The organism is Stutzerimonas stutzeri (assembly GCF_002890915.1).
Lineage (GTDB): Bacteria > Pseudomonadota > Gammaproteobacteria > Pseudomonadales > Pseudomonadaceae > Stutzerimonas > Stutzerimonas stutzeri_AF.
Genome location: NZ_POUT01000002.1, coordinates 696814 through 716858, shown reverse-complemented (window position 1 = coordinate 716858; position 20045 = coordinate 696814). Strand labels below are relative to the sequence as shown.

The 20045-nt window shown below is 56.4% G+C and carries 19 protein-coding genes and 2 tRNA genes; 5 read left to right on the top strand and 16 right to left on the bottom strand.

The window, feature by feature from the left end; genetic code table 11:
• Positions 1-7 precede the first annotated feature (7 nt).
• A complete protein-coding gene (locus CXK94_RS07110; protein ID WP_049247414.1) occupies positions 8-670 on the bottom strand; it encodes an inovirus Gp2 family protein in 663 nt (220 codons plus the stop codon).
• A 157-nt stretch (positions 671-827) separates the two neighbouring features.
• Positions 828-1646, bottom strand: a complete 819-nt coding sequence (locus CXK94_RS22250; RefSeq protein ID WP_124086567.1) for a hypothetical protein — start codon at positions 1644-1646, stop codon at positions 828-830.
• A 540-nt stretch (positions 1647-2186) separates the two neighbouring features.
• Between CXK94_RS22250 and CXK94_RS22245 the strand changes: the two genes are divergently transcribed.
• Positions 2187-2828: a hypothetical protein gene (locus CXK94_RS22245; protein ID WP_146032303.1), complete on the top strand. Its 642-nt coding sequence runs from the start codon at positions 2187-2189 to the stop codon at positions 2826-2828.
• A gap of 202 nt (positions 2829-3030) precedes the next feature.
• Positions 3031-3987, top strand: a complete 957-nt coding sequence (locus CXK94_RS07100) for a phospholipase D-like domain-containing protein (RefSeq protein WP_073624872.1) — start codon at positions 3031-3033, stop codon at positions 3985-3987.
• A gap of 621 nt (positions 3988-4608) precedes the next feature.
• Here CXK94_RS07100 and CXK94_RS07095 read toward each other — a convergent pair.
• The 11 genes from CXK94_RS07095 to CXK94_RS07045 all read right to left on the bottom strand — a co-directional run bounded on the left by CXK94_RS07095 (position 4609) and on the right by CXK94_RS07045 (position 15066).
• Positions 4609-6762, bottom strand: a complete 2154-nt coding sequence (locus CXK94_RS07095) for an AAA family ATPase (protein ID WP_049247417.1) — start codon at positions 6760-6762, stop codon at positions 4609-4611.
• 472 nt (positions 6763-7234) lie between these two features.
• Positions 7235-7311 (bottom strand) — tRNA-Pro (locus tag CXK94_RS07090).
• Positions 7312-7396: 85 nt separating this feature from the next.
• Positions 7397-7753 (bottom strand): MerR family transcriptional regulator, encoded by a 357-nt coding sequence (locus tag CXK94_RS07085; RefSeq protein ID WP_037037076.1) that lies wholly within the window; start codon positions 7751-7753, stop codon positions 7397-7399.
• Entirely contained in the window at positions 7734-8036 is a 303-nt protein-coding gene (ihfA, locus tag CXK94_RS07080; RefSeq protein ID WP_003282572.1) for an integration host factor subunit alpha, read from the bottom strand. Before ihfA ends, CXK94_RS07085 begins: the two co-directional genes overlap by 20 nt.
• 3 nt (positions 8037-8039) lie before the next feature.
• On the bottom strand, positions 8040-10418 hold the full coding sequence (pheT, locus tag CXK94_RS07075; RefSeq protein WP_102893779.1) for a phenylalanine--tRNA ligase subunit beta: 2379 nt from the start codon (positions 10416-10418) through the stop codon (positions 8040-8042).
• A 36-nt stretch (positions 10419-10454) separates the two neighbouring features.
• Positions 10455-11471: a phenylalanine--tRNA ligase subunit alpha gene (gene pheS, locus CXK94_RS07070; RefSeq protein WP_102893778.1), complete on the bottom strand. Its 1017-nt coding sequence runs from the start codon at positions 11469-11471 to the stop codon at positions 10455-10457.
• A 173-nt stretch (positions 11472-11644) separates the two neighbouring features.
• Entirely contained in the window at positions 11645-12001 is a 357-nt protein-coding gene (gene rplT / locus CXK94_RS07065) for a 50S ribosomal protein L20 (RefSeq protein WP_003282569.1), read from the bottom strand.
• Between the two features lie 27 nt (positions 12002-12028).
• The gene (gene rpmI, locus CXK94_RS07060; protein ID WP_003298367.1) at positions 12029-12223 is read right to left on the bottom strand and encodes a 50S ribosomal protein L35; all 195 of its coding nucleotides are present in this window, start codon (positions 12221-12223) and stop codon (positions 12029-12031) included.
• A 61-nt stretch (positions 12224-12284) separates the two neighbouring features.
• Entirely contained in the window at positions 12285-12836 is a 552-nt protein-coding gene (gene infC, locus CXK94_RS07055; RefSeq protein WP_180984394.1) for a translation initiation factor IF-3, read from the bottom strand.
• Complete coding sequence (gene thrS, locus CXK94_RS07050; protein WP_102893776.1) at positions 12836-14758, bottom strand: threonine--tRNA ligase; 1923 nt, start codon at positions 14756-14758, stop codon at positions 12836-12838. The genes infC and thrS overlap by 1 nt, the downstream gene beginning before the upstream one ends.
• A gap of 231 nt (positions 14759-14989) precedes the next feature.
• Positions 14990-15066, bottom strand: a tRNA-Val gene (locus CXK94_RS07045).
• Between the two features lie 170 nt (positions 15067-15236).
• Here CXK94_RS07045 and CXK94_RS07040 point away from each other — a divergent pair.
• Positions 15237-16520 carry an NAD(P)/FAD-dependent oxidoreductase gene (locus CXK94_RS07040; protein ID WP_102893775.1) on the top strand — a complete coding sequence of 428 codons (1284 nt, stop codon included), beginning with the start codon at positions 15237-15239 and terminating at the stop codon, positions 16518-16520.
• Between the two features lie 7 nt (positions 16521-16527).
• On the opposite strand, the gene CXK94_RS07035 is transcribed toward CXK94_RS07040, so the two are convergent.
• Entirely contained in the window at positions 16528-17478 is a 951-nt protein-coding gene (locus CXK94_RS07035) for a PA2778 family cysteine peptidase (RefSeq protein ID WP_102893774.1), read from the bottom strand.
• Entirely contained in the window at positions 17475-17876 is a 402-nt protein-coding gene (locus CXK94_RS07030) for a PA2779 family protein (protein WP_102893773.1), read from the bottom strand. The genes CXK94_RS07035 and CXK94_RS07030 overlap by 4 nt, the downstream gene beginning before the upstream one ends.
• 214 nt (positions 17877-18090) lie before the next feature.
• Between CXK94_RS07030 and CXK94_RS07025 the strand changes: the two genes are divergently transcribed.
• Complete coding sequence (locus tag CXK94_RS07025; protein WP_102893772.1) at positions 18091-18393, top strand: I78 family peptidase inhibitor; 303 nt, start codon at positions 18091-18093, stop codon at positions 18391-18393.
• 112 nt (positions 18394-18505) lie between these two features.
• Positions 18506-18946, top strand: coding sequence for a VanZ family protein (locus tag CXK94_RS07020; protein WP_102893771.1), 441 nt, complete (start codon positions 18506-18508; stop codon positions 18944-18946).
• Between the two features lie 42 nt (positions 18947-18988).
• On the opposite strand, the gene CXK94_RS07015 is transcribed toward CXK94_RS07020, so the two are convergent.
• Complete coding sequence (locus CXK94_RS07015) at positions 18989-20023, bottom strand: acyltransferase family protein (RefSeq protein ID WP_102893770.1); 1035 nt, start codon at positions 20021-20023, stop codon at positions 18989-18991.
• Between the last annotated feature and the right edge of the window lie 22 nt (positions 20024-20045).

Genomic DNA, 20045 nt, shown 5'->3' with positions numbered 1-20045 from the left:
GTTCGGTTTAAAGACGACTCAGCTGGCTCATGCCGAAGTTTCGCTGGCCGTCCCCATACACCTTGGTCCTCTTTTTGGCGAAGTAGCTCAGGCGGTAGAAGACCGACTGATACTGCTGCTCGAACAGCGGATGCTGAGTTTTTAACGGCGATACCGGCCTCTGTGGGAAGTGCACTCCGTTCATTGCGACGGACCAATCCAGCCCCAGGGCCACACCCCAAGCTTTGTAGATGCGACCGGCGAGCATCTGGTCGTAACTGCAATCATCAGACTGCAACTGCGAGTAATCGCCTACGGAAAAGTAGGCATCATGGTTGAGCAGCAGCGCCAAGTGATAATGCGGGTACTCTGCAGTATCCCACTCGCGCACCCACGCATACCGAAGCATCGGGTCGTACGCTCTCTTCCCTGCCGCTGCCTTGATAGACCGGGCATGTTCGAGCTGGCTTTTGAGGGACTCGATGAAGTCGGTTATTGCCCGCTGTGGCAGAACGCATCCAGCTGGCACGTGCAGATCCAAACGGATGACTGTCCACCGCGGGTGCGCCATCAAGCTGTAGAAGAGCAACAAATAGATATTCTTCAGATAGTCTTCAAGACGCTCATGGGGTAACAATTGGACAGAAAGGTCTCGCCATTGAGGCGAGCCTACTGGTGGCTGATCGTACATGGGTAGCTCCTATGGTTAGTTCCATAGGAGCTACCCTGGTCAGTAAGTATTCACAGACTTACCAATAGCAAGGCCACATAGCCCAGAACACATCAAGAAATAGCACGCCAAACTTAAACGCTATTAATAATACTAACTAACCAACATCAGCAAGTCATTAAAGTAACACCTCCCCCTTAAGCTGCTCAGGCAGGGCCGACCGATAGCGCTTATGGCTCTCAAGTATTTTTACTCCGAACTTATACCCAGCCTCTTCGTCCTCTGTTACAAGATCCATCCGCATATAAGCGAGGCCGCTATCTAACACCGGGTAGCAACACAACCTTGCCCCACTCCCCAAGTCTCTTGCCTGAAACGAAACAGGCAAGAGCTGCCTCATTTCATTGACCAAAAGCAGCGATACCTGCTCGACAAAGCTGAGTAAGGCACGAGTGCGCGAATCAAGCTCGTTCGAGTCGACCTCTTCAATAACCGGATAGCCAGGTCTGCACATAACATCTGACAGGCCCAACTCTAACGCTAGGGCAATCTGAATTTTTGAAAACAAAACACGGCTACCCCAAAAATCCCCTTCAGTCGCGGAAAACGCATGCGACAATGCGACACAACACTGCATAAGAACATAGTAACGCGCTTGTATGAGCCCCCAACAGTTGGAAAGCTCATCGCGAACGGGAGACCACTGGCTATTGATGCCTTCTGCCCCTCGCTCAACTATACTTACCAGATTATCCCCTCTTAAAGAACCCTCATTCCCTGCAAACCATGCTAGCAATCCACTCAACTCAAAAACCCAGCTAAATGCACGAGGCCAGCATTGAATCAGATTCGGCCCAAGAAGAAAGTAAGCTTTTATCTTATCCTTCGAGCCGCTCTCAGCGAAAGCCGAAAGCGAAGACACCAATAACCGCCCTCTATTGAGTTTATCTAAAATCCGAATCACATCAGAACGATCAACACCGCTATCCTTAGCCAAGCTCGTAATACTTCGGCCATCCACTACGCAAGAGCGCGAGCCATTAGTCAAGCCCCAAAGAAAAGCCAATAATGCTCGCTCCGATATGGATAGATCACTGAAAGTATTATTATCCGGCTTAAGAATTCTGAGTACGAAGTGGGCGATACGATCAACGTACCTGGGTTGCTGTAAAGACTCCAAAAACCCATGATCAAGCCGATAGGTGGTTCTGGGGCGCCCGCCCGTACGTACTTGTGCCTTAATTAAAATGCGCTTCGAAACGAGAATAGATAAGCAACTTGCAGCCCCGTCCTTACTGAAACCAGTGTCTCTGGCTAGTCGCTGCACCCCAACTGAAACAACTTGCCCTGGCTGCGCTAGAGAATAAGCCAGGACTAGCCGAAAAAGCAGATACCGCGCCCTCAACGAGATGTGGCTACTCGCTAAGAAAGCTCGAAACGGGAGCGCCTCTAAAAGGCCTTTATCCTGAAATTCCACCCCATTGCCATCCTATGCAAATCACACGTAATATCACACGTGATACAATATGAAAATAGCATGAAAACCATGAAAAGAAAACAAAGCGTATATGAGTGGCTAAACAAAGACCCAGGCATAAAGAATTGGCTTATAGATACCACCTTCCCTAATGCGGATGATAAATTTGCACTTATAGTAGCGCTTAGCAATCTGACAGAAGAAGATCTTAGAAAAATAAAACAACGCTGGAATTCGTATTCTCACAGATCAAAACGAAGATCTATTAGTTGCGACATAACGCCAGAAGCCTTTAGCACGCTCAAAAAAATACAAGGCAAACGAAGCCTGACCGAGACTCTTGAAGAAATAATTGCTCTTAACTACGAAGCAAAAAAATACTACAAGAATTTTTTTGAAGAAAAGATCAAAAGCAGACGACCTAAAAAAGACCCTGGTATTTCACAGAGGTTACATCATTCCAGCAACACTCTCGAGAACGCGACCACCCATCGATCAGAGCTTTCTAAGCTAAACGGCAGAATAGAAGAACAAGAAGGTCAGATAGCCAAGCTTAAGCTTATAGCTATCACTCTGACAGAAAAACTACTAAACGAAGGAATCTCATTAGACTCAAGCATAACAAAGCATTTAAGCGATATCCTAGAACCATCGAGCCCAAGGACTCATGATATTCCTAGCAACAAAAATCAGATAGAATGAATACGGACAGCCAAGCAATTAGCTCTGAGCACATAATTCCGACCCTGCACGAGGTTGACATCCACCCCCTCATTTCGCAGAAACCTTTGAGCGCCTGAACTCAGCCAATAAAGTCATTCGTCGGTGACCGTTTCCGGCCATAAGCATCCAAAGCCGGAGGCGCAGATTTGGGAAAAACAGACATAACAGGGAAACTAACAAAATGCATCGAAACAGTACATCAATAAAAAACACATCACATTTTGAAGACATTAAATTCCATCTAAAGAACGAACTAAGAAAAGCCAAGTCATCAATAAAGATCTGCGTCGCTTGGATAAGCTGGTCAGATTACACCCCTGTATTCAATGAGCTATCTAGAAAGGGAGTGCACATTGAGATTTTATACAACGACGACTTCATAAATAGAAAAAATTTTGTCAGCCCTGACAGCGACGTCGAGCTATACCCAATCAAGGGAAGGTTCTACAAATCAATAATGCACAACAAATTTTGCATAATAGACAGCAAGACTGTTGTCACTGGAAGCTTCAATTGGTCACACAGGGCGTCCTCTCACTTTGAAAACATAGTCTTCATAGAGAACGACTTCAGGCTGGCAAAAAGTTTCCTGCATGAATTTGAAGATCTAAAGAATTACTTTAGTGAATTTTATCGGCAGGACAAATTACTCTGCGCAAGTGCAGGCTATACTGACTGCCTATCTGCCTCTTATAACCTTGGCATCTTAGGAGCTGAGTCAGGATTGTACGACGAATCATTGGTGGATATCTGGAATGTTTGCTTTAAAAGTGGACACATGACTTTTCTTGGCGAACAGTACGAGCACCATCTACATTTGAATTTAGGCCTCAAGGATTTACCTGATTGGGATGATTTTGAGAGCTTCTACGACATGGAGACGATGCTTGCCGAGTTTCGTCACGAAAGAGAACAAATACACAAGATACAGAATTATTTCAACCATAATCGAGGCAACAAAATACATGCCGTCGGCGTTATCGCAATGGATAATCCAAATGAACACATTGAGTGGGGGGAAGAGCCAGAGTATGTGATTAAGACTCTATGGAGAGATATGTATTATAGGAAATTAATTCCTGATGTTATCTATGATGGATACTTGGATATCGAATGCATAGTAAGAAGGCATGAGTAGTGTGTCGATCTTCTTCTACTAGCCGGAAACGGGCACCTACAAGTGGCAACTATCGGCCGATTCTGTTGAAAAAGTCCCATCGCGATTTTTGCCCATGAAAGGGCGCGCTCGACGTTGAAATCTGGCGCGCTCAGAAGGCAGAGTTGCCTTGGTCTTTACGTAGCAACGCCGAATCGAGCATTTTTTGAGCTGCCGAAAAACAGCTCTCTCAGAAACCGACTTGTTCAACAGAATCGGCCAGAAGCGGTCGCTCAACCTAGGCGTGTTCTTCATATCTGTGAGACGTTGGAGGCGACTCGACAGGAGCGCTGCAGATAGTGGAGACGGTCTGGAAGCAGAAGTGCAGCTACCACCTAGGTACGTTCAATTACCGGCGCGGCAGGGAACGCATGTGCATGCACACGGTTTCCCATTGCCCAAACCGGAAACGGTTGTACTGGCGAACCAGGACAACTTTCCCATGATCGGTCATGGCGTATTCTCCATCTGATCTCAGCAGGCCGCTGATAGCCTTTACACGCCACGTGCAAAGCGAGCAGATAAGCGCTAGGCAGGAAGGAGAGCCCTTTGGTGGTAGCTGCAGGCTTAATGCTATCAGCGGATAGCTCAACCTGGAAAGAGCTATGCCATCATCTTGTCAAAATGGGATTCGAAGTTGGTTTTGATGAACACATCCTTGAACCGCGCAACGAAGGTCGCCGGATTGATCTCACCGAAATCAGTGAGATTAACCGAGTCGGCATGTGATTCACGATTGATGTAGCGGTAGAGCGCTCTGAACTCTGGATTCTCCTCGCTAAGATCAGTCAACGCCTGGCGCAGGCTGGGGATCTGATGCACGAAGCTGAAGTAGTACTCCAAGATATTGCGCATCATGTTCGGAATCACGTTAGGGGACGTTCGGCCTTGCAACGCGTCCTTGATCGTTTGCCAGAAGGCTTGGTAGTCGTTCTGGATTTCCCGCTCCTCCATGGTCACGACCGAGCTGTATTCGGACTTGGTGATCCGGAACATTGCCAAGGATTTTTCTCCGTCATCCTTTAAGAGCTTGACCATTTCGTGGAAGAAGAAAAGGTTGTGCGTCAGGATGATCACCTGCTTGAACCGGTCTCTCGGAATGAGCACCTGCCGCCTGATCAGCGACGCAATATCGTAGACATAGTTATGGGAGAGGCTCGATATTGGGTCATCGATGACGATGATGCGATCACGCTTGAGCTTCCCACTAGCTGTGTCCAGCTCGCCATTGCAGACCTCAAGGAAGTAGAGAAACGAGATCAGCGTTTTCTCGCCCTCACTTAGCGTTCTGAACACCCCTTCAGTCTGGCCAGGGCGCTCAAGACGATATTGCGGCACCGGGCCCTCTTCTTTAATCAGCGCGAAGCCCTTCAGACCCAGCACACGCAACCAATTATTGATATTCTCGACCGACTGGTCGATGTTCGTGATGGCCGCCCTGGATTGGGCAATGATATCGCGTTGTGCCTGAATGCGATCCCGCAGAGACTGAACCTCATCCTTGGCGGCCTGGCGTTGGCGCCCCTGCTCCTTGTCGACCTTTTCGAATGCCACGAAAGCCGCGTCGCACGAAGCTCTGTACCAGCTCCAGAAGCGTCGCTTGATGTCCTCCTCATGCTGCTTCCTGTTTTTTATCCTCGCATTGATAGCGTCGATTTTCAGTTGCTCAGCCGCGATCTCACTATTCAACTCGGCGACCAGTGTTGCAGTGGACTCCAGCGTAATCGTGAGGGATGGACTGGCGAGCTTCGTAGCGAGGGACTGCAGGTTTTTCTGGAACACAGCGTGAAGCCTGGTGACACGGAGCTTTATGGCTTGCAGCTGATATTCCGGAGCCTCGCACCGTCGCAGGAATTGATCCACCGCGTCTCGGTATTGGCTTTCGAGTTGCCGAAGCAAACCAAGGCGCTGCTCATAGGTCTTATCGAAGACTTTACGAATTTCAGCATAGAAATCCTGCGGCAAGGGCTGCTGGCATAGTGGGCACTGGTCTTTTGACTCGACCTCATAGCGCAGTGCCTGCTTGACCCAATCCGAGTTTCCCAGTTGCTGAATGAACGCAGAAAGGTAGGAATCACCTGACCCAGTGATGACTTCCTGGATGATCGGATCGGCTTCTAGCTTATTCGCCTGGAAGGTCATTGACGCGATTCCGGGCAGCTCCTGATCACTGGCCTCGTTAAGTTCTGCCGCCTCGCTCAGCAGCCCCTGAGCGGTGTCAGTGGTTGCCACGAACTGGACGCGTCGGACAGCGTCAAGTAAACGCTCTTTGGTGTTGAGCGACCTGAAACAGTAAGCCAAAGCAGTGTTATCGAAGTCACGCTTGGGCTTCCATACACTGTCCAGCAGCGCCTCATGAGCTTGCTCCTGGGCCTTCTTACAGGTGACGCCCTTCTCCATTTCAGCATCATGGGCGATCGTCAGCTCAGCGATTGCTGCCTCAGCCGCTGCAAGGGCAGCTTCAGCCTCAATGTTGCCCTCATTAAGGGTGAAGACCCCTGGCTGGGATGCGGCTTCATGGAAATTTTTCTCCATGAATGCATGGTTGTAGACCAGGACCTCCCGGCCAACCTTTATTGGCTCCATGCCGCAAACGCTGTAGCAGGCCTCAGCAGGGGCCTGAAGGAAGTTACTGATGGTGGTCTTGCCCGTCCCGTTCTGACCGTAAAACAAACTCACGCGCTTGAGCGGGGCAATGGACACCGCTGAGTCAGGAGAGTAGCTGGAGACGTTGCGAAGCAGAATCTTTTCGATCATGGGGCAGTCCTTGGCATGACCTATTCATGCTCAAAGATAAGCGGAAAACTTCCGATTTCATAGTGCCATCATTCCCTACCTGAGCAACCCTATTGGGTGCTATCCCACGCCAAGGGAAGCTTTTGGCCGATAGCAGAAACTGACCGATTGCAGGTATCGTGACGCCGTAATGGCCCTCGCAACCTGCCCCAGCTCTTAGGGTTGCATCAAACTAGAAGCACGAAGTGCGCATACGAAGCGGAAACTTAGTGCTGTAGAGATGCACAAACCCAGGACTCCCAATGGCAGCAAAGAAGAGAAGCAGAGCCCTCGCCCACTGGACAAAGGCGACTGATAACTAACCAGCCTTTCGCTCGACAGCAGCACAAAATCCGGTGGCACAAAAAGTGGCACAAAATTCGGCAACCACACAAAACATCCGCCCATAAAAAAATCCAGACACCGCTAAGTGACTGGATTTTCTAGGGTTTTTTGGTCGGGACGGAGTGATTCGAACACTCGACCCCTTGCACCCCATGCAAGTGCGCTACCAGGCTGCGCTACGCCCCGACAGTGTTATCAGCACCGCTGAAAACGGATCGAACTATACCTTAAGCAACTGAAAATGTGAAAGTTTTTTAGAGGCCCGAGTGATTTATTTCCGGAGCACCAGCAATACTTCTTCCAATTCGGAAATCATCTGCCGAATCAGTTGCTTGTACTGGGTGGTGTCGTCGCGCGCCTCTTCGCCGGAAAGGCGCTGCCTTGCACCGCCGATCGTGAAGCCCTGGTCGTACAGGAGGGCACGGATCTGACGAATCATCAGCACGTCTTGCCGCTGATAATAACGCCGGTTTCCGCGCCGCTTCACCGGATTGAGCTGGGGAAATTCCTGCTCCCAGTAGCGCAGCACGTGGGGCTTCACCGCGCAGAGTTCGCTGACTTCACCGATGGTGAAATAGCGTTTGCCCGGAATCGACGGAAGCTCGTCGTTATGACTTGGTTCCAGCATAAGCCTCGACCCTGGCTTTGAGTTTCTGCCCCGGACGGAAGGTCACGACGCGTCGCGCCGTGATCGGAATCTCCTCGCCGGTCTTGGGGTTACGCCCCGGACGCTGGCGCTTGTCGCGCAGGTCGAAGTTGCCGAATCCGGACAGCTTGACCTGCTCGTTATGCTCCAGCGCCTGGCGGATCTCCTCGAAAAACAGCTCCACCAGTTCCTTGGCTTCGCGCTTATTCAAGCCTAGCTCTTCATATAGACGTTCCGCCATTTCAGCTTTCGTCAGAGCCCCCATACGCTATTTCCTTAACGTGGCGTTGAACCTTTCTTCCAGGGAGGTGAGGATTTGCTGCATCGCGCCGTTCACCTCGTCGTCGTTTAGAGTGCGCGAAGGGTGCTGCCAGGTCAAGCCGACTGCCACACTTTTGCTAAGCGGATCAATACCTTTTCCCTGATAGACATCAAATAGCTTGAGGTCTGTCAGATTCTCGCCCGCTGCATCGCGAATGCACTGCAGGACGGCTTGCGCCGGCACTTCCCGCGCGACCAGTACGGCGAGATCACGGCGCACTTCGGGGAAGCGCGACAGCTCGCTGAATTTCGGCAGGCGGCCTTCGACGATCTCGCCGAGCGCCAGCTCGAACAGGTAGACCGGCTGGTCGATGCCCAGGCTGGTCGCTAGTTCGGGGTGCAGGCTGCCGACGAAGCCAACCAGGCGACCTTCACGCTCGATACGCGCCGTCTGCCCCGGATGCAATGCCGGATGCTCGCCCGCGACGAAACGGTATGCCGCGCCATTTCCGGCAAAGGCCAGCAACGCTTCGACATCCGCCTTGACGTCATAGAAGTCCGTCGCCTCGCGGGCATTCGCCCAGCCTTCGGGCAGGCGACTGCCGGTCACGACGCCGGCGAGCATGCTTTCCTGCTTCAGCTCGTCCAGTTGGCCGACGAAACGCAGCCCTGCCTCGAACAGACGCACGCGCGACTGCTGGCGGTTGAGGTTGTACTGCAGCGCCTTGACCAGCCCTGGCCAGAGCGAGGCCCGCATGGCGGCCATGTCCGCGGAAATCGGGTTGGCCAGCTGCAGCGGCTTGACGCCTGGGGTGAACTGCTCGAACAGCTTGGGATCGATGAAGCTGTAGGTGATCGCTTCCTGGTAGCCACGGGCGACCAGCAGGCGCCGCAGCAACGGCAGCTCCGCGCGTGCTTCCGGCTTCGCTTCGGGGGCCAGGCGCGCCTGCGGGTAACGCACCGGCAGGCGGTCATAACCATACAGCCGACCGAGCTCTTCGATCAGATCGACTTCCAGGCTGATATCGAAACGATGACTCGGCACGCCGACCTGCCAGCGCCCCGCGGACTCCTCGCTCACGCCGAGCCCCAGCGAAGTCAGCAGACGCACCACCTCGGCAGCGTCCATTTCCAGGCCCAGCATCTGCTCGATGCGCTCAGCACGCAGCGTCACCGGCGCGACCTTCGGCAGGTGCTCTTCGCTGACCGCCTCGACGATCGGCCCGGCTTCGCCACCGACGATCTCCAGCAGCAGAGCGGTGGCCCGCTCCATCGCCTGGCGCGCCAGTTGCGAGTCGACACCGCGCTCGTAGCGATGCGATGCATCCGTATGCAGACCATAGGAGCGGGCCTTGCCGGCCAGCGCGATGGTGTCGAAGAACGCACTTTCCAGGAAGATGTCCCGGGTGGTGGCACTCACGCCGCTATGCTCGCCGCCCATGACACCGGCAATGGCCAGTGCCCGCTGGTGATCGGCGATGACCAGGGTGTCGGCGCGCAGGCTGATCTCCTGGCCGTCGAGCAGGACCAGCTTCTCGCCCTCTTCCGCCATCCGCACGCGGATGCCGGCATTGATTTCGGCCAGATCGAAGGCATGTAGCGGCTGCCCCAGTTCGAGCATCACGTAGTTGGTGATATCCACGACCGCATCGATGCTGCGGATATCCGAGCGGCGCAGGCGCTCCACCATCCACAGCGGCGTCGGCCGCGACAGGTCGACGTTGCGGATCACCCGTCCGAGGTAACGCGGGCAGGCCTTCGGCGCCAGAACTTCGACCGGACGCACTTCATCATGGCTTACGGCCATTGGGGAAATTTCGATCGGACTGACCGCCGCGCCGTAGATCGCCCCGACCTCGCGCGCCAGCCCCGCCAGGGAAAGGCAGTCACCGCGATTCGGCGTCAGGCCGATCTCGATGCTCGCGTCATCGAGGCCGAGGTATTCGCGCAGATCGGCGCCGACCGGCGCGTCGGCCGCAAGCTCCATGAGGCCGCTGTCGTCGCTGCCGATCTGCAGTTCGGTTTCCGAACAGAGCATGCCGTTGGACTCGACGCCCCGCAGCTTGGCCTTCTTGATCTTGAAATCGCCGGGCAACTGGGCGCCGATCATGGCGAACGGAATCTTCAGGCCCGGGCGCACATTGGGCGCACCGCAGACCACCTGGAAGGTCTCGCTGCCGTTGCTGACCTGGCAAACGCGCAGCTTGTCGGCATCGGGATGCTGCTCGGTCGCCTGCACTTCGCCCACGACCACGCCATTGAACGCACCGGCAACCGGCGTGACCGCATCGACTTCGAGGCCGACCATCGACAGCCGCGCAACCAGCTCTTCGCGGGAAACCTGCGGATTCACCCAGCTCCGCAGCCATTGTTCACTGAATTTCATCCTGTTCTCCTAAATATTCGTTGACGGGCAGCGGCACTAGCGAAATTGCGCGAGGAACCGCAGGTCGTTGTCGAAGAACAGGCGCAAGTCATTGACGCCGTAGCGCAGCATGGCGAGGCGCTCGGCGCCCATGCCGAAGGCGAAGCCGGAGAATTTCTCGGGATCGATGCCGGACATCCGCAGCACGTTCGGATGCACCATGCCGCAGCCCATCACCTCGAGCCAGCCGGTCTGCTTGCAGACACGACAGCCCTTGCCGCTGCACATCACGCATTGCATGTCGACTTCGGCGGAGGGCTCGGTGAACGGGAAGAACGACGGACGGAAACGCACGCCGAGCGGCTTCTCGAAGAACACCCGCAGGAACTCCTCGATGGTGCCCTTGAGGTCGGCGAAGCTGATCCCCTCGTCCACCAGCAGCCCTTCTACCTGATGGAACATCGGCGAGTGGGTGATATCCGAGTCGCAGCGATAGACTCGCCCCGGACAGACGATACGGATTGGCGGCTGCCGCGACTCCATGGTGCGCACCTGGACCGGCGAGGTATGGGTGCGCAGCAGCATGTTGGCGTTGAAATAGAAGGTGTCGTGCATCGCCCGTGCCGGGTGGTGGCCGGGGATATTGAGCGCTTCGAAGTTGTGGTAGTCGTCCTCGACCTCAGGCCCTTCCGCCACGCTGTAGCCGATATGGCTGAAGAACTGTTCGATGCGCTCCAGCGTGCGGGTCACCGGATGCAGTCCGCCGGACGCCTCGCCACGCCCCGGCAGGGTCACGTCGATACGTTCGGCGGCCAGCCTGGCGCTCAGCGCGGCCTGCTCGAGCTCGGCCTTGCGCACATTCAGGACGTCCTGCACCTGCGTCTTGGCGGCATTGATCAGCGCGCCGGCCTTCGGTCGTTCTTCGGCGGACAGCTTGCCCAGGGTCTGCATCACCTGGGTCAGTTCGCCCTTCTTGCCGAGATACTGGACCCGAATCTGCTCCAGGGCAGCGATGTCTTCACTTCGTTGCACGGCCTCGAGCGCTTGCGCGACCAGTGCATCCAGATTTTCCATGTACAACCTCCAGAGGTTCTTGCAGAACCGCACTGGCCAGCCGACCGTCGAAGCGGCCCGCCGCCACGCGCACTTTTGCAAAAGCCCCCTCAGATACGAAATAGGGGAAGAGCACAGGCTCTTCCCCTATCGATGGCGGTGCAACGAATCCGAAGATCCGTGATTGTCGGGGCTTAAGCCAGGGAAGCCTTGGCTTTCTCGACAATCGCAGCAAACGCCGCTTTCTCGTTCACTGCCAGATCGGCCAGAACCTTGCGATCGATCTCGATGGCCGCCTTCTTCAGGCCGGCGATCAGACGGCTGTAGGACAGACCGTTGACACGAGCACCAGCGTTGATACGGGCGATCCACAGAGCGCGGAACTGACGCTTGCGCTGACGGCGGTCGCGGTAGGCATATTGGCCAGCCTTGATTACCGCCTGCTTGGCAACGCGGAATACGCGCGAACGCGCACCGTAGTAGCCTTTGGCGAGTTTCAGAATTTTCTTGTGACGGCGACGGGCAACGACGCCACGCTTAACACGAGCCATGAGTTATTCCTCTGAGTCTTGACCGGATCAACGAACGCGCAGCATGCGCTCCACTTTTGCAACGTCGGACGGGTGCACTTGCGAGCAACCGCGCAGCTGACGCTTACGCTTGGTGGTCATCTTGGTCAGGATGTGGCTCTTGAAAGCGTGCTTGTGCTTGAAGCCATTCGCAGTCTTCTTGAAGCGCTTCGCAGCACCACTTTTAGTCTTCATCTTTGGCATGTTCGTTCTCCACAGTGTGGGTGATTACAAATAACCGCAAGGCCTGCCAGTGCCCTGGAGGTTACTTTTTCTTCTTGGGAGCGATGACCATGATCAGCTGGCGTCCTTCCATCTTCGGATGCTGCTCGACGGAACCGTATTCGGCGAGGTCGGTCTCGACCCGCTTCAGCAGTTCCATCCCCAGCTCCTGATGGGCCATCTCACGGCCGCGGAATCGCAAGGATACCTTGGCCCTGTCCCCGTCACTCAGGAAACGCACCAGGTTGCGCAGCTTGACCTGGTAGTCCCCTTCTTCCGTCCCTGGACGAAACTTCACTTCTTTGACCTGAACCTGTTTCTGGTTCTTCTTCGCCGCGGCGATCTGCTTCTTCTTCTCGAACAGATGCTTGCCGTAATCCATGATCCGGCATACCGGGGGATTCGCGTCGGCGGAAATTTCAACCAGATCCAGCTTGGCCTCTTCTGCTACCTGCAGCGCTTCATCAATCGAGACGATGCCAATCTGCTCGCCGTCAGCGCCAATCAAACGGACCTCACGAGCCGAGATATTCTCGTTGATCGGGGCCTTGGGTGCAGTTCGTTTATCCTGTCTCATTTCACGCTTAATAGTGATTACTCCAATTCTTGGCGACCACGCCGGGAAACCGCCTGTGCCAACAGCTGCGCGAATTGCTCGAGGGGCATGGAGCCCATATCGACGCCTTCACGGGTGCGCACAGCAACGGATCGAGTCTCAACCTCCCGATCCCCGATAACCAAGAGATAAGGAGTCTTGAGCAAAGTATGCTCGCGGATTTTAAAGCCGATCTTTTCGTTTCTCAAGTCGCACTTGGCACGGAATCCGCTTTGGACAAGGGTTTTCTCGACCTCGGAAGCAAAAGCGGCCTGCTTGTCGGTGATATTCATGATCACTGCCTGGGTAGGCGCCAGCCAGGCCGGGAAAGCCCCCTCGTAGTGCTCGATCAGGATACCGATGAAGCGCTCGAACGAACCGAGAATGGCCCGGTGCAGCATCACCGGGTGCTGCCGATCATTGTTCTCGCTGACGTACTCGGCACCGAGCCGTACCGGCAGGTTGAAATCCAGCTGCAGCGTACCGCACTGCCAGACGCGCCCCAGGCAATCGCGCAGGGAGAACTCGATCTTCGGCCCGTAGAAGGCACCCTCGCCCGGCTGCAGGTCGTAAGGCAGGCCCGCGCTATCCAGCGCCGCCGCCAGCGCCGCCTCGGCCCGATCCCAGAGGTCGTCTGAACCGACACGCTTTTCCGGACGAGTGGACAGCTTCAACTCGATATCCGAGAAACCGAAATCGGCATAGACCGCCTGGGTCAGCTTGATGAAGGCCGCGGACTCGGCCTGCATCTGCTCTTCGGTACAGAAGATGTGCGCGTCGTCCTGGGTGAAACCGCGCACGCGCATGATGCCGTGCAGCGCGCCGGACGGCTCGTTGCGATGACAGGCGCCGAACTCGGCCAGGCGCAGGGGCAGCTCGCGATAGCTCTTCAGCCCCTGGTTGTACACCTGGACATGGCACGGGCAGTTCATCGGCTTGATCGCATAGTCGCGACTTTCCGACTCGGTGGTGAACATGTTCTCGGCATAATTCGCCCAGTGCCCGGATTTTTCCCAGAGCACGCGGTCGACCACCTGCGGCGTCTTGATCTCCAGGTAGCCGTTTTCACGCTGCACCTGGCGCATGTACTGCTCGAGCACCTGGTAGAGCGTCCAGCCGTTCGGATGCCAGAAAACCATGCCCGGCGCCTCTTCCTGGGTATGGAACAGGTCCAGGCGCTTGCCGATCTTGCGATGATCGCGCTTCTCGGCCTCCTCGATGCGCTGGATGTAGGCGGCCAGCTGCTTCTTGTCGGCCCAGGCGGTCCCATAGATGCGCTGCAGCTGCTCGTTCTTGGCATCACCGCGCCAGTAGGCGCCCGATAGCTTGGTCAGCTTGAAGGACTTGAGGAAGCGGGTATTCGGCACGTGCGGCCCGCGGCACATGTCGACGTATTCTTCATGGTAGTACAACCCCATCGCCTGCTCGTCGGGCATATCCTCGATCAGACGCAGCTTATAGTCCTCGCCGCGGGACTTGAACACCTCGATCACCTCGGCGCGCGGCGTCATCTTCTTGATGACGTCGTAGTCGCGGTCAATCAGCTCTTTCATGCGCTGCTCGATCGCCGCCACGTCTTCGGGCGTGAAGGGGCGCTCGTAGGCGATATCGTAGTAGAAGCCTTCCTCGATGACCGGCCCAATGACCATGCGCGCGGTCGGATAGAGCTGCTTGACGGCATGCCCCACCAGATGAGCGCAGGAGTGGCGGATGATCTCCAGCCCCTCTTCATCCTTCGGCGTGATGATCTGCAGCGAGGCGTCCCGCTCGATCGGATCGCACGCATCGACCAGCCGCCCATCGACCTTGCCGGCAACGGTCGCCTTGGCAAGGCCCGCACCAATGGATTGAGCCACCTCGGCCACGGTGACCGGGTGATCGAACGAACGCTGACTGCCGTCGGGAAGAGTAATGGTGGGCATGGCGCCTCCTCTCCTAGTGGTGACCCGTACCAAAGGCCACATGGGTTGGGATGAGCCAGTAAAGCGATTCGGCGAGCATGCCTGCCGCACAGTGGCAGGCGCCTGACGAGCTCGACCCCGCCGAACCGGAGTCACTGGAAAAAACAAAGACCGGCGATGCTTTCAGAAAGCGGAGCTCCTGACAAGCGAGGCAAAAAAAAGGGCCGCTTACGCGACCCTTCTTCTTCGAATTGGTAGGCACAATTGGATTCGAACCAACGACCCCCACCATGTCAAGGTGGTGCTCTAACCAACTGAGCTATGTGCCTTCGATGGGGGCGCATTCTAAAGCCACGGCAGCAGGAGTCAAGCAGTTTTTTTCGCTAACTCACTGATATTTGGAATTTTTGAAATATTCATGCCCACTACCCCGCAGCTCTGGCGAGCAGCAGGGATAGGCGCTAGCATGCCGTCAAATATTCAGAACAGAGAATCCAATATGCCGCACACGGATTATCCTTCTTCCTACTATGCCGCCAGCGCCATCCCCACCAGCAGCCGGCCGGAACTGCAGGAAGACAAACAGACCGACGTCTGCGTCATCGGTGCGGGCTACACCGGATTGTCCACCGCCCTCTTCCTGCTCGAGAACGGCTTCAATGTCATCGTGCTGGAAGCTGCCAAGGTCGGCTTCGGTGCTTCAGGGCGCAACGGTGGCCAGATCGTCAACAGCTACAGCCGTGACCTGGATAGCGTCGAGCGAAGCGTCAGCCCTGCTGCCGCACAGCTGATCGGCGCGATGGCGTTCGAAGGCGGACGGATCATTCGCGAGCGCGTAGCGCGCTATGGTATCCAGTGCGACCTGAAAGACGGTGGAGTGTTCGCTGCCTTCACCGATAAGCAGATGCATCATCTCGAAGCACAAAAGGCATTGTGGGAACGCTACGGCTACGAGCAACTGGAACTGCTCGACCGACAAGGCATTGGCCAGGTCGTGGCGTGCGACCGCTACATTGGCGGGATGCTCGATAGACAGGCTGGGCATATCCATCCGCTCAACCTGGCACTGGGCGAAGCCGCGGCAATCGAGTCCCTGGGCGGCGTGATCCATGAACAGACGCCCGCCATTCGCATCGAGCGGGGCAGCGCACCGGTGGTCCACACCCCCAAGGGAACCGTGCGCGCCAATTTCGTCGTCGTGGCCGGCAACGCCTATCTCGGTGATCTGGTCCCCGAACTCGCGGCGAAATCCATGCCATGCGGTACCCAGGTGATCGCCACCGAGCCGCTCGGCGAAGAACTCGCCCACAGCCTGTTGCCACAAGATTATTGTGTCGAGGACTGCAACTACCTGCTCGACTACTACCGGCTCTCGGCCGACAAGCGCCTCATCTATGGTGGCGGGGTCGTCTATGGCGCACGCGATCCAGCGGATATCGAATCGATCATCCGCCCGAAAATGCTGAAGACCTTTCCCCAGCTCCGCCAGGTGAAAATCGACTATGCCTGGACGGGCAATTTCCTGCTGACCCTTTCCCGCCTGCCACAAGTGGGACGCCTGGGTGGCAATATCTACTACTCACAGGGCTGTAGCGGCCATGGCGTGACCTATACCCACATCGCCGGCAAGGTGATCGCCGAAGCCCTGCGCGGGCAGGCCGAGCGCTTCGATGCCTTTGCCAGCCTGCCGCACTACCCGTTCCCTGGCGGTCACAGCCTGAGGGTTCCACTGAGCGCGCTCGGCGCCATGTACTATAGCCTGCGCGACAGGCTCGGCATCTGAACCGCGCTCACTCCACCGGACACGCGGGAACCGGCAGGCACTGGCGCGCCTGTTCTCCGGCCGGCGGCAAGGGTACGGCGAGGCGTTCATCCTGCGGCGCCAGGCGCAAGGCACAGGCGCGAGCGTCCCGGGCGCCTGCGGCGCACCCCTGCTCCGCCATCAGTTGGGACAGGTTGAACCAGCCGACCGCAAAGGATGCGTCGCGCGCGATACTGGTACGCAACGACCGCTGCGCCCCGACCTTGTCACCCGCGGCATACTGACTGTTGGCCAGCGCAAACCAGGGCAGTCCGCTCGGCCAACGTGCAGCCGCGGTCTCGTATGCCTGGCGCGCCGCCTGGATCTGGCCGACCTGTTCGAGATCGCTCGCACTACGTAACCAGGCCGTTTCCTCCGCTGTTTCGGGCAGTCGAGCGGGATCGAGCGTCAGCACGGCCCAACGCCCCCCCTTGGCCCAGGATCGCTCGAACTGGCGAAAACTTCCCACCCAACGCTTCGTAGTGCCGGAACGCAGGATGATGCTCTGCTCGTCGAGGTCATACCCCACCACCACGGCGAAATGCCACTGAGGCCAACGGTCAAACGCAAGATTCTGCAACACCAGTACCGGATTGCCGGCCGAAACCTCGGCAAGTACCGTCTCCAGGCGCGGATGCAAAGGATAGACAAGCAAGCCCTTGGACCGGGCCGCGGCGACCATTTCCACCTGCAGGCTGCCTTTACGCTGGGGAATGTAGACCTGCTCGACGAGCTGCTCAGGACTGACGGCAATCCCGCGCTGCGTCAACATGGTCGCCAGCGCGGCCGGCCCACACTGGTAGTCCTCCTGCGGGAAGAAAGGCACATCGACCAGCTCGGCCCGCGCAGGCAGTTGCGCATCATCGACGAACACCGTCGATGTTCCCGCACAACCGCCGAGCAGGCCGGCGCCCAGCAGGATCAACAACCGCCAGCTCAACGGTTGATGCAGTTGACGAAGTTGAAGATGTTGGTTGCGCAGAGCATGTCAGTGATGATGAAGACCACCAGGAACAGCACGATCACGCCAACCACCCCGGCCCCCGCAGGCGCCTGGTCCAGCTGCTGGTTGAACTGTGCCAGCTCCGCGGGCGTCAGGCTGTTGATACGCTTCTCCACCTGCTCGCGTTCGACGCCCATCGACTCGAGCTTCTTCTGCACATCCTGATCGTCCAGCATGGTCAGCAATTGCTGCCGGTCCACCTGCTGTTGTTGTTCGGCGATCACCTCCGGCGTACCGATCATCGCCGCCTGTGCCATGGGTATCTGGGCTACCAGCAGCAAATGCAAGGCAGCCAGGACAGTCGCAACTCGCTTGAGTAAAGGTGATGTGAACATAGCGCAAACTCCTTCGTCATTATCAGCCCAGGGATTGCAAAGGGCCATCAAACAATATGACGAGGGCGATACGGCTTCGGTTCCCGAAGCGCCGCACTCTTTTTTATCCCAGGCATCGACATAGCGCTACGCCAATCGTACAGTCGGGCCGACTGCACTTTTGGTATTAACCGTGCATCCAAGAAGCTGCGGCGGCCATTCAAGGAAAATCATCATGCGTCCACTTCATCCCCTGATCGGCCTGACGATGGCGGCAGCCTTCCTGGCGGGCTGCCAGACCAACTCAACGGCAAAAAACGCCGACGCTGACACGAACAGTTGTAATGCAGATGCGGTACAGCATTTCATCGGGAAAACCGCCACCGCCGACCTGCTCGAAGAGGCACGGAACCAGGCCGGCGCGAACGTCGCACGAATCCTGCGGCCCGGCGATGTCGTGACACTCGAATACAACTCGCGCAGGCTTAATCTCAATACCGATGCATCCCTGACGATTGAACGCATCAACTGCGGCTAACACATAAGACGCGCATCGACTCCTCGCAGGAGGATGCCTGGTGCGCAGCAGTCAATCGTGTACATGTCGCAGACGCACCGATTGCCCGGCACAACTTGAAGTAAGGGATGGCATGACATACCGAAAGCTTGTAGCCAGCACGACCTTTTGGGTCGCACTGACAATCCTCATTTTCATGGCGCTGAAGAGTTCGCCCAACAGCCAATTATTTCCCGGCGCTGACAAGTTCTATCACTGGCTTGGCTTCTCCATTCTCGTTTTCACCGCGCATATAGCTTTCCCGAAGGCTCCGTTGCGCTCTCTTTTCATCTGGACATTGATCGGCGCTGCCGCGATAGAAGTGCTTCAGTCAATGACCCCCGGCAGAACAGCATCGCTCGCGGACATGACCGTCAACATCATCGGCGTACTCACTGGCCTGACGGCCATCCATCTTTATGGAGATGCGATGGGAAAACCGGCGCAATGGCGAAAGGCGCCCCGCAAGAGGCGGCGCCGCCGCCATCGCCGTACAACCAATGGTGTCTCGGCCAGTGGCGGCGACGCCCAGTGAGAGAGCGAAGCCCGCCCGAGAGCGAGCCACGCAAAGCGGTAGCTACTGCGCGACCGCTTTACGCATCCGGAGGCGGGACCCCGCGGACATCCATTTCGGCGGGGCGAGCAGGAAGTACAGGTTGTAACGATTGATGAGCAACTGTGCGGCCATCGGAGCGGCGATACCAATCACAGTGCCGAGCACGAGGTGCAAAACGACCGAATCAATGCCCATGAACTTGCTCAGGATCACCCTCACCCCGCTGCCCGCCAGGATATGCATCAAATAGATGGTCATCGACGATGCCCCGATGAACAGGAACCAGTCGACCCGGAAACGCCCCAGCCACATCGACAACGCGACCATGAAGAAAATGGAAATAGTGGCCAATGCCAGCACCGGCAAGCCACCGTCCGTGTAATTCAGGCCGAAGGTCACGTGAAACAGATACTGGCCGACGATGAACAGCACCCCGAAGAACGCCATCAACTGCGTGCAGCGCGCCAGGAAGAACGCCTTGATCTCGTTGAACCAGACGCCCAGGGCGAAGAAAACCGTGTTCCCCAGAATGAAGCGCGTCATGTTGTTCACGGTGAGGTCCTGCTGGAAGACGAACAGGACGCCGAACAGTGCCACCAGCGGAAGGAAATAGCGGCGGTCGGCACGGGCATAGAGGAACGCACAAACCACGAAGACCAGGAACAGTGCATAGAGGAACCAGAACTGCGCACGCGGCAACCAAAGCAACGACAATACCTCGGTCAGCGTGACTTGCCCATTGGTGTAATTCGACAGCGCGACCTCGATCAGCCCCTGCAATAAAGACCAGACAACAAAGGGATAAACGATCGTATCGACCTTATTGATAATCAGCCCGCCCCGGCCCCGTTTCTGCAGCGAGTCGAAGAAGAACAACCCCGACAAAAAGAAGAACAGCGGCATGTGGAAGCTGTAGATGATGCTGTCGACGAGCACGAACCGCGCCTCGTCCATGGGCAATCCGGCATTGAAAACACCCCGCGCGGCATGCCCATAGACGACGAGAATGATCCCGATTGCCTTGGCGTAATCGACCCAAACGTTTCTCTCCTGCATTGCCATGTTCTCCTTGTATTAG

What these genes read in the sequence shown, in the direction of transcription:
- CXK94_RS07110 (WP_049247414.1), bottom strand. Translation starts at nt 670, where the DNA reads ATGTACGATCAGCCACCAGTAGGCTCGCCTCAATGGCGAGACCTTTCT.
- CXK94_RS22245 (WP_146032303.1), top strand. Translation starts at nt 2,187, where the DNA reads ATGAAAACCATGAAAAGAAAACAAAGCGTATATGAGTGGCTAAACAAA.
- CXK94_RS07100 (WP_073624872.1), top strand. Translation starts at nt 3,031, where the DNA reads ATGCATCGAAACAGTACATCAATAAAAAACACATCACATTTTGAAGAC.
- CXK94_RS07095 (WP_049247417.1), bottom strand. Translation starts at nt 6,762, where the DNA reads ATGATCGAAAAGATTCTGCTTCGCAACGTCTCCAGCTACTCTCCTGAC.
- CXK94_RS07085 (WP_037037076.1), bottom strand. Translation starts at nt 7,753, where the DNA reads ATGCTGGAACCAAGTCATAACGACGAGCTTCCGTCGATTCCGGGCAAA.
- ihfA (WP_003282572.1), bottom strand. Translation starts at nt 8,036, where the DNA reads ATGGGGGCTCTGACGAAAGCTGAAATGGCGGAACGTCTATATGAAGAG.
- pheT (WP_102893779.1), bottom strand. Translation starts at nt 10,418, where the DNA reads ATGAAATTCAGTGAACAATGGCTGCGGAGCTGGGTGAATCCGCAGGTT.
- pheS (WP_102893778.1), bottom strand. Translation starts at nt 11,471, where the DNA reads ATGGAAAATCTGGATGCACTGGTCGCGCAAGCGCTCGAGGCCGTGCAA.
- rplT (WP_003282569.1), bottom strand. Translation starts at nt 12,001, where the DNA reads ATGGCTCGTGTTAAGCGTGGCGTCGTTGCCCGTCGCCGTCACAAGAAA.
- rpmI (WP_003298367.1), bottom strand. Translation starts at nt 12,223, where the DNA reads ATGCCAAAGATGAAGACTAAAAGTGGTGCTGCGAAGCGCTTCAAGAAG.
- thrS (WP_102893776.1), bottom strand. Translation starts at nt 14,758, where the DNA reads ATGCCCACCATTACTCTTCCCGACGGCAGTCAGCGTTCGTTCGATCAC.
- CXK94_RS07040 (WP_102893775.1), top strand. Translation starts at nt 15,237, where the DNA reads ATGCCGCACACGGATTATCCTTCTTCCTACTATGCCGCCAGCGCCATC.
- CXK94_RS07030 (WP_102893773.1), bottom strand. Translation starts at nt 17,876, where the DNA reads ATGTTCACATCACCTTTACTCAAGCGAGTTGCGACTGTCCTGGCTGCC.
- CXK94_RS07025 (WP_102893772.1), top strand. Translation starts at nt 18,091, where the DNA reads ATGCGTCCACTTCATCCCCTGATCGGCCTGACGATGGCGGCAGCCTTC.
- CXK94_RS07020 (WP_102893771.1), top strand. Translation starts at nt 18,506, where the DNA reads ATGACATACCGAAAGCTTGTAGCCAGCACGACCTTTTGGGTCGCACTG.
- CXK94_RS07015 (WP_102893770.1), bottom strand. Translation starts at nt 20,023, where the DNA reads ATGCAGGAGAGAAACGTTTGGGTCGATTACGCCAAGGCAATCGGGATC.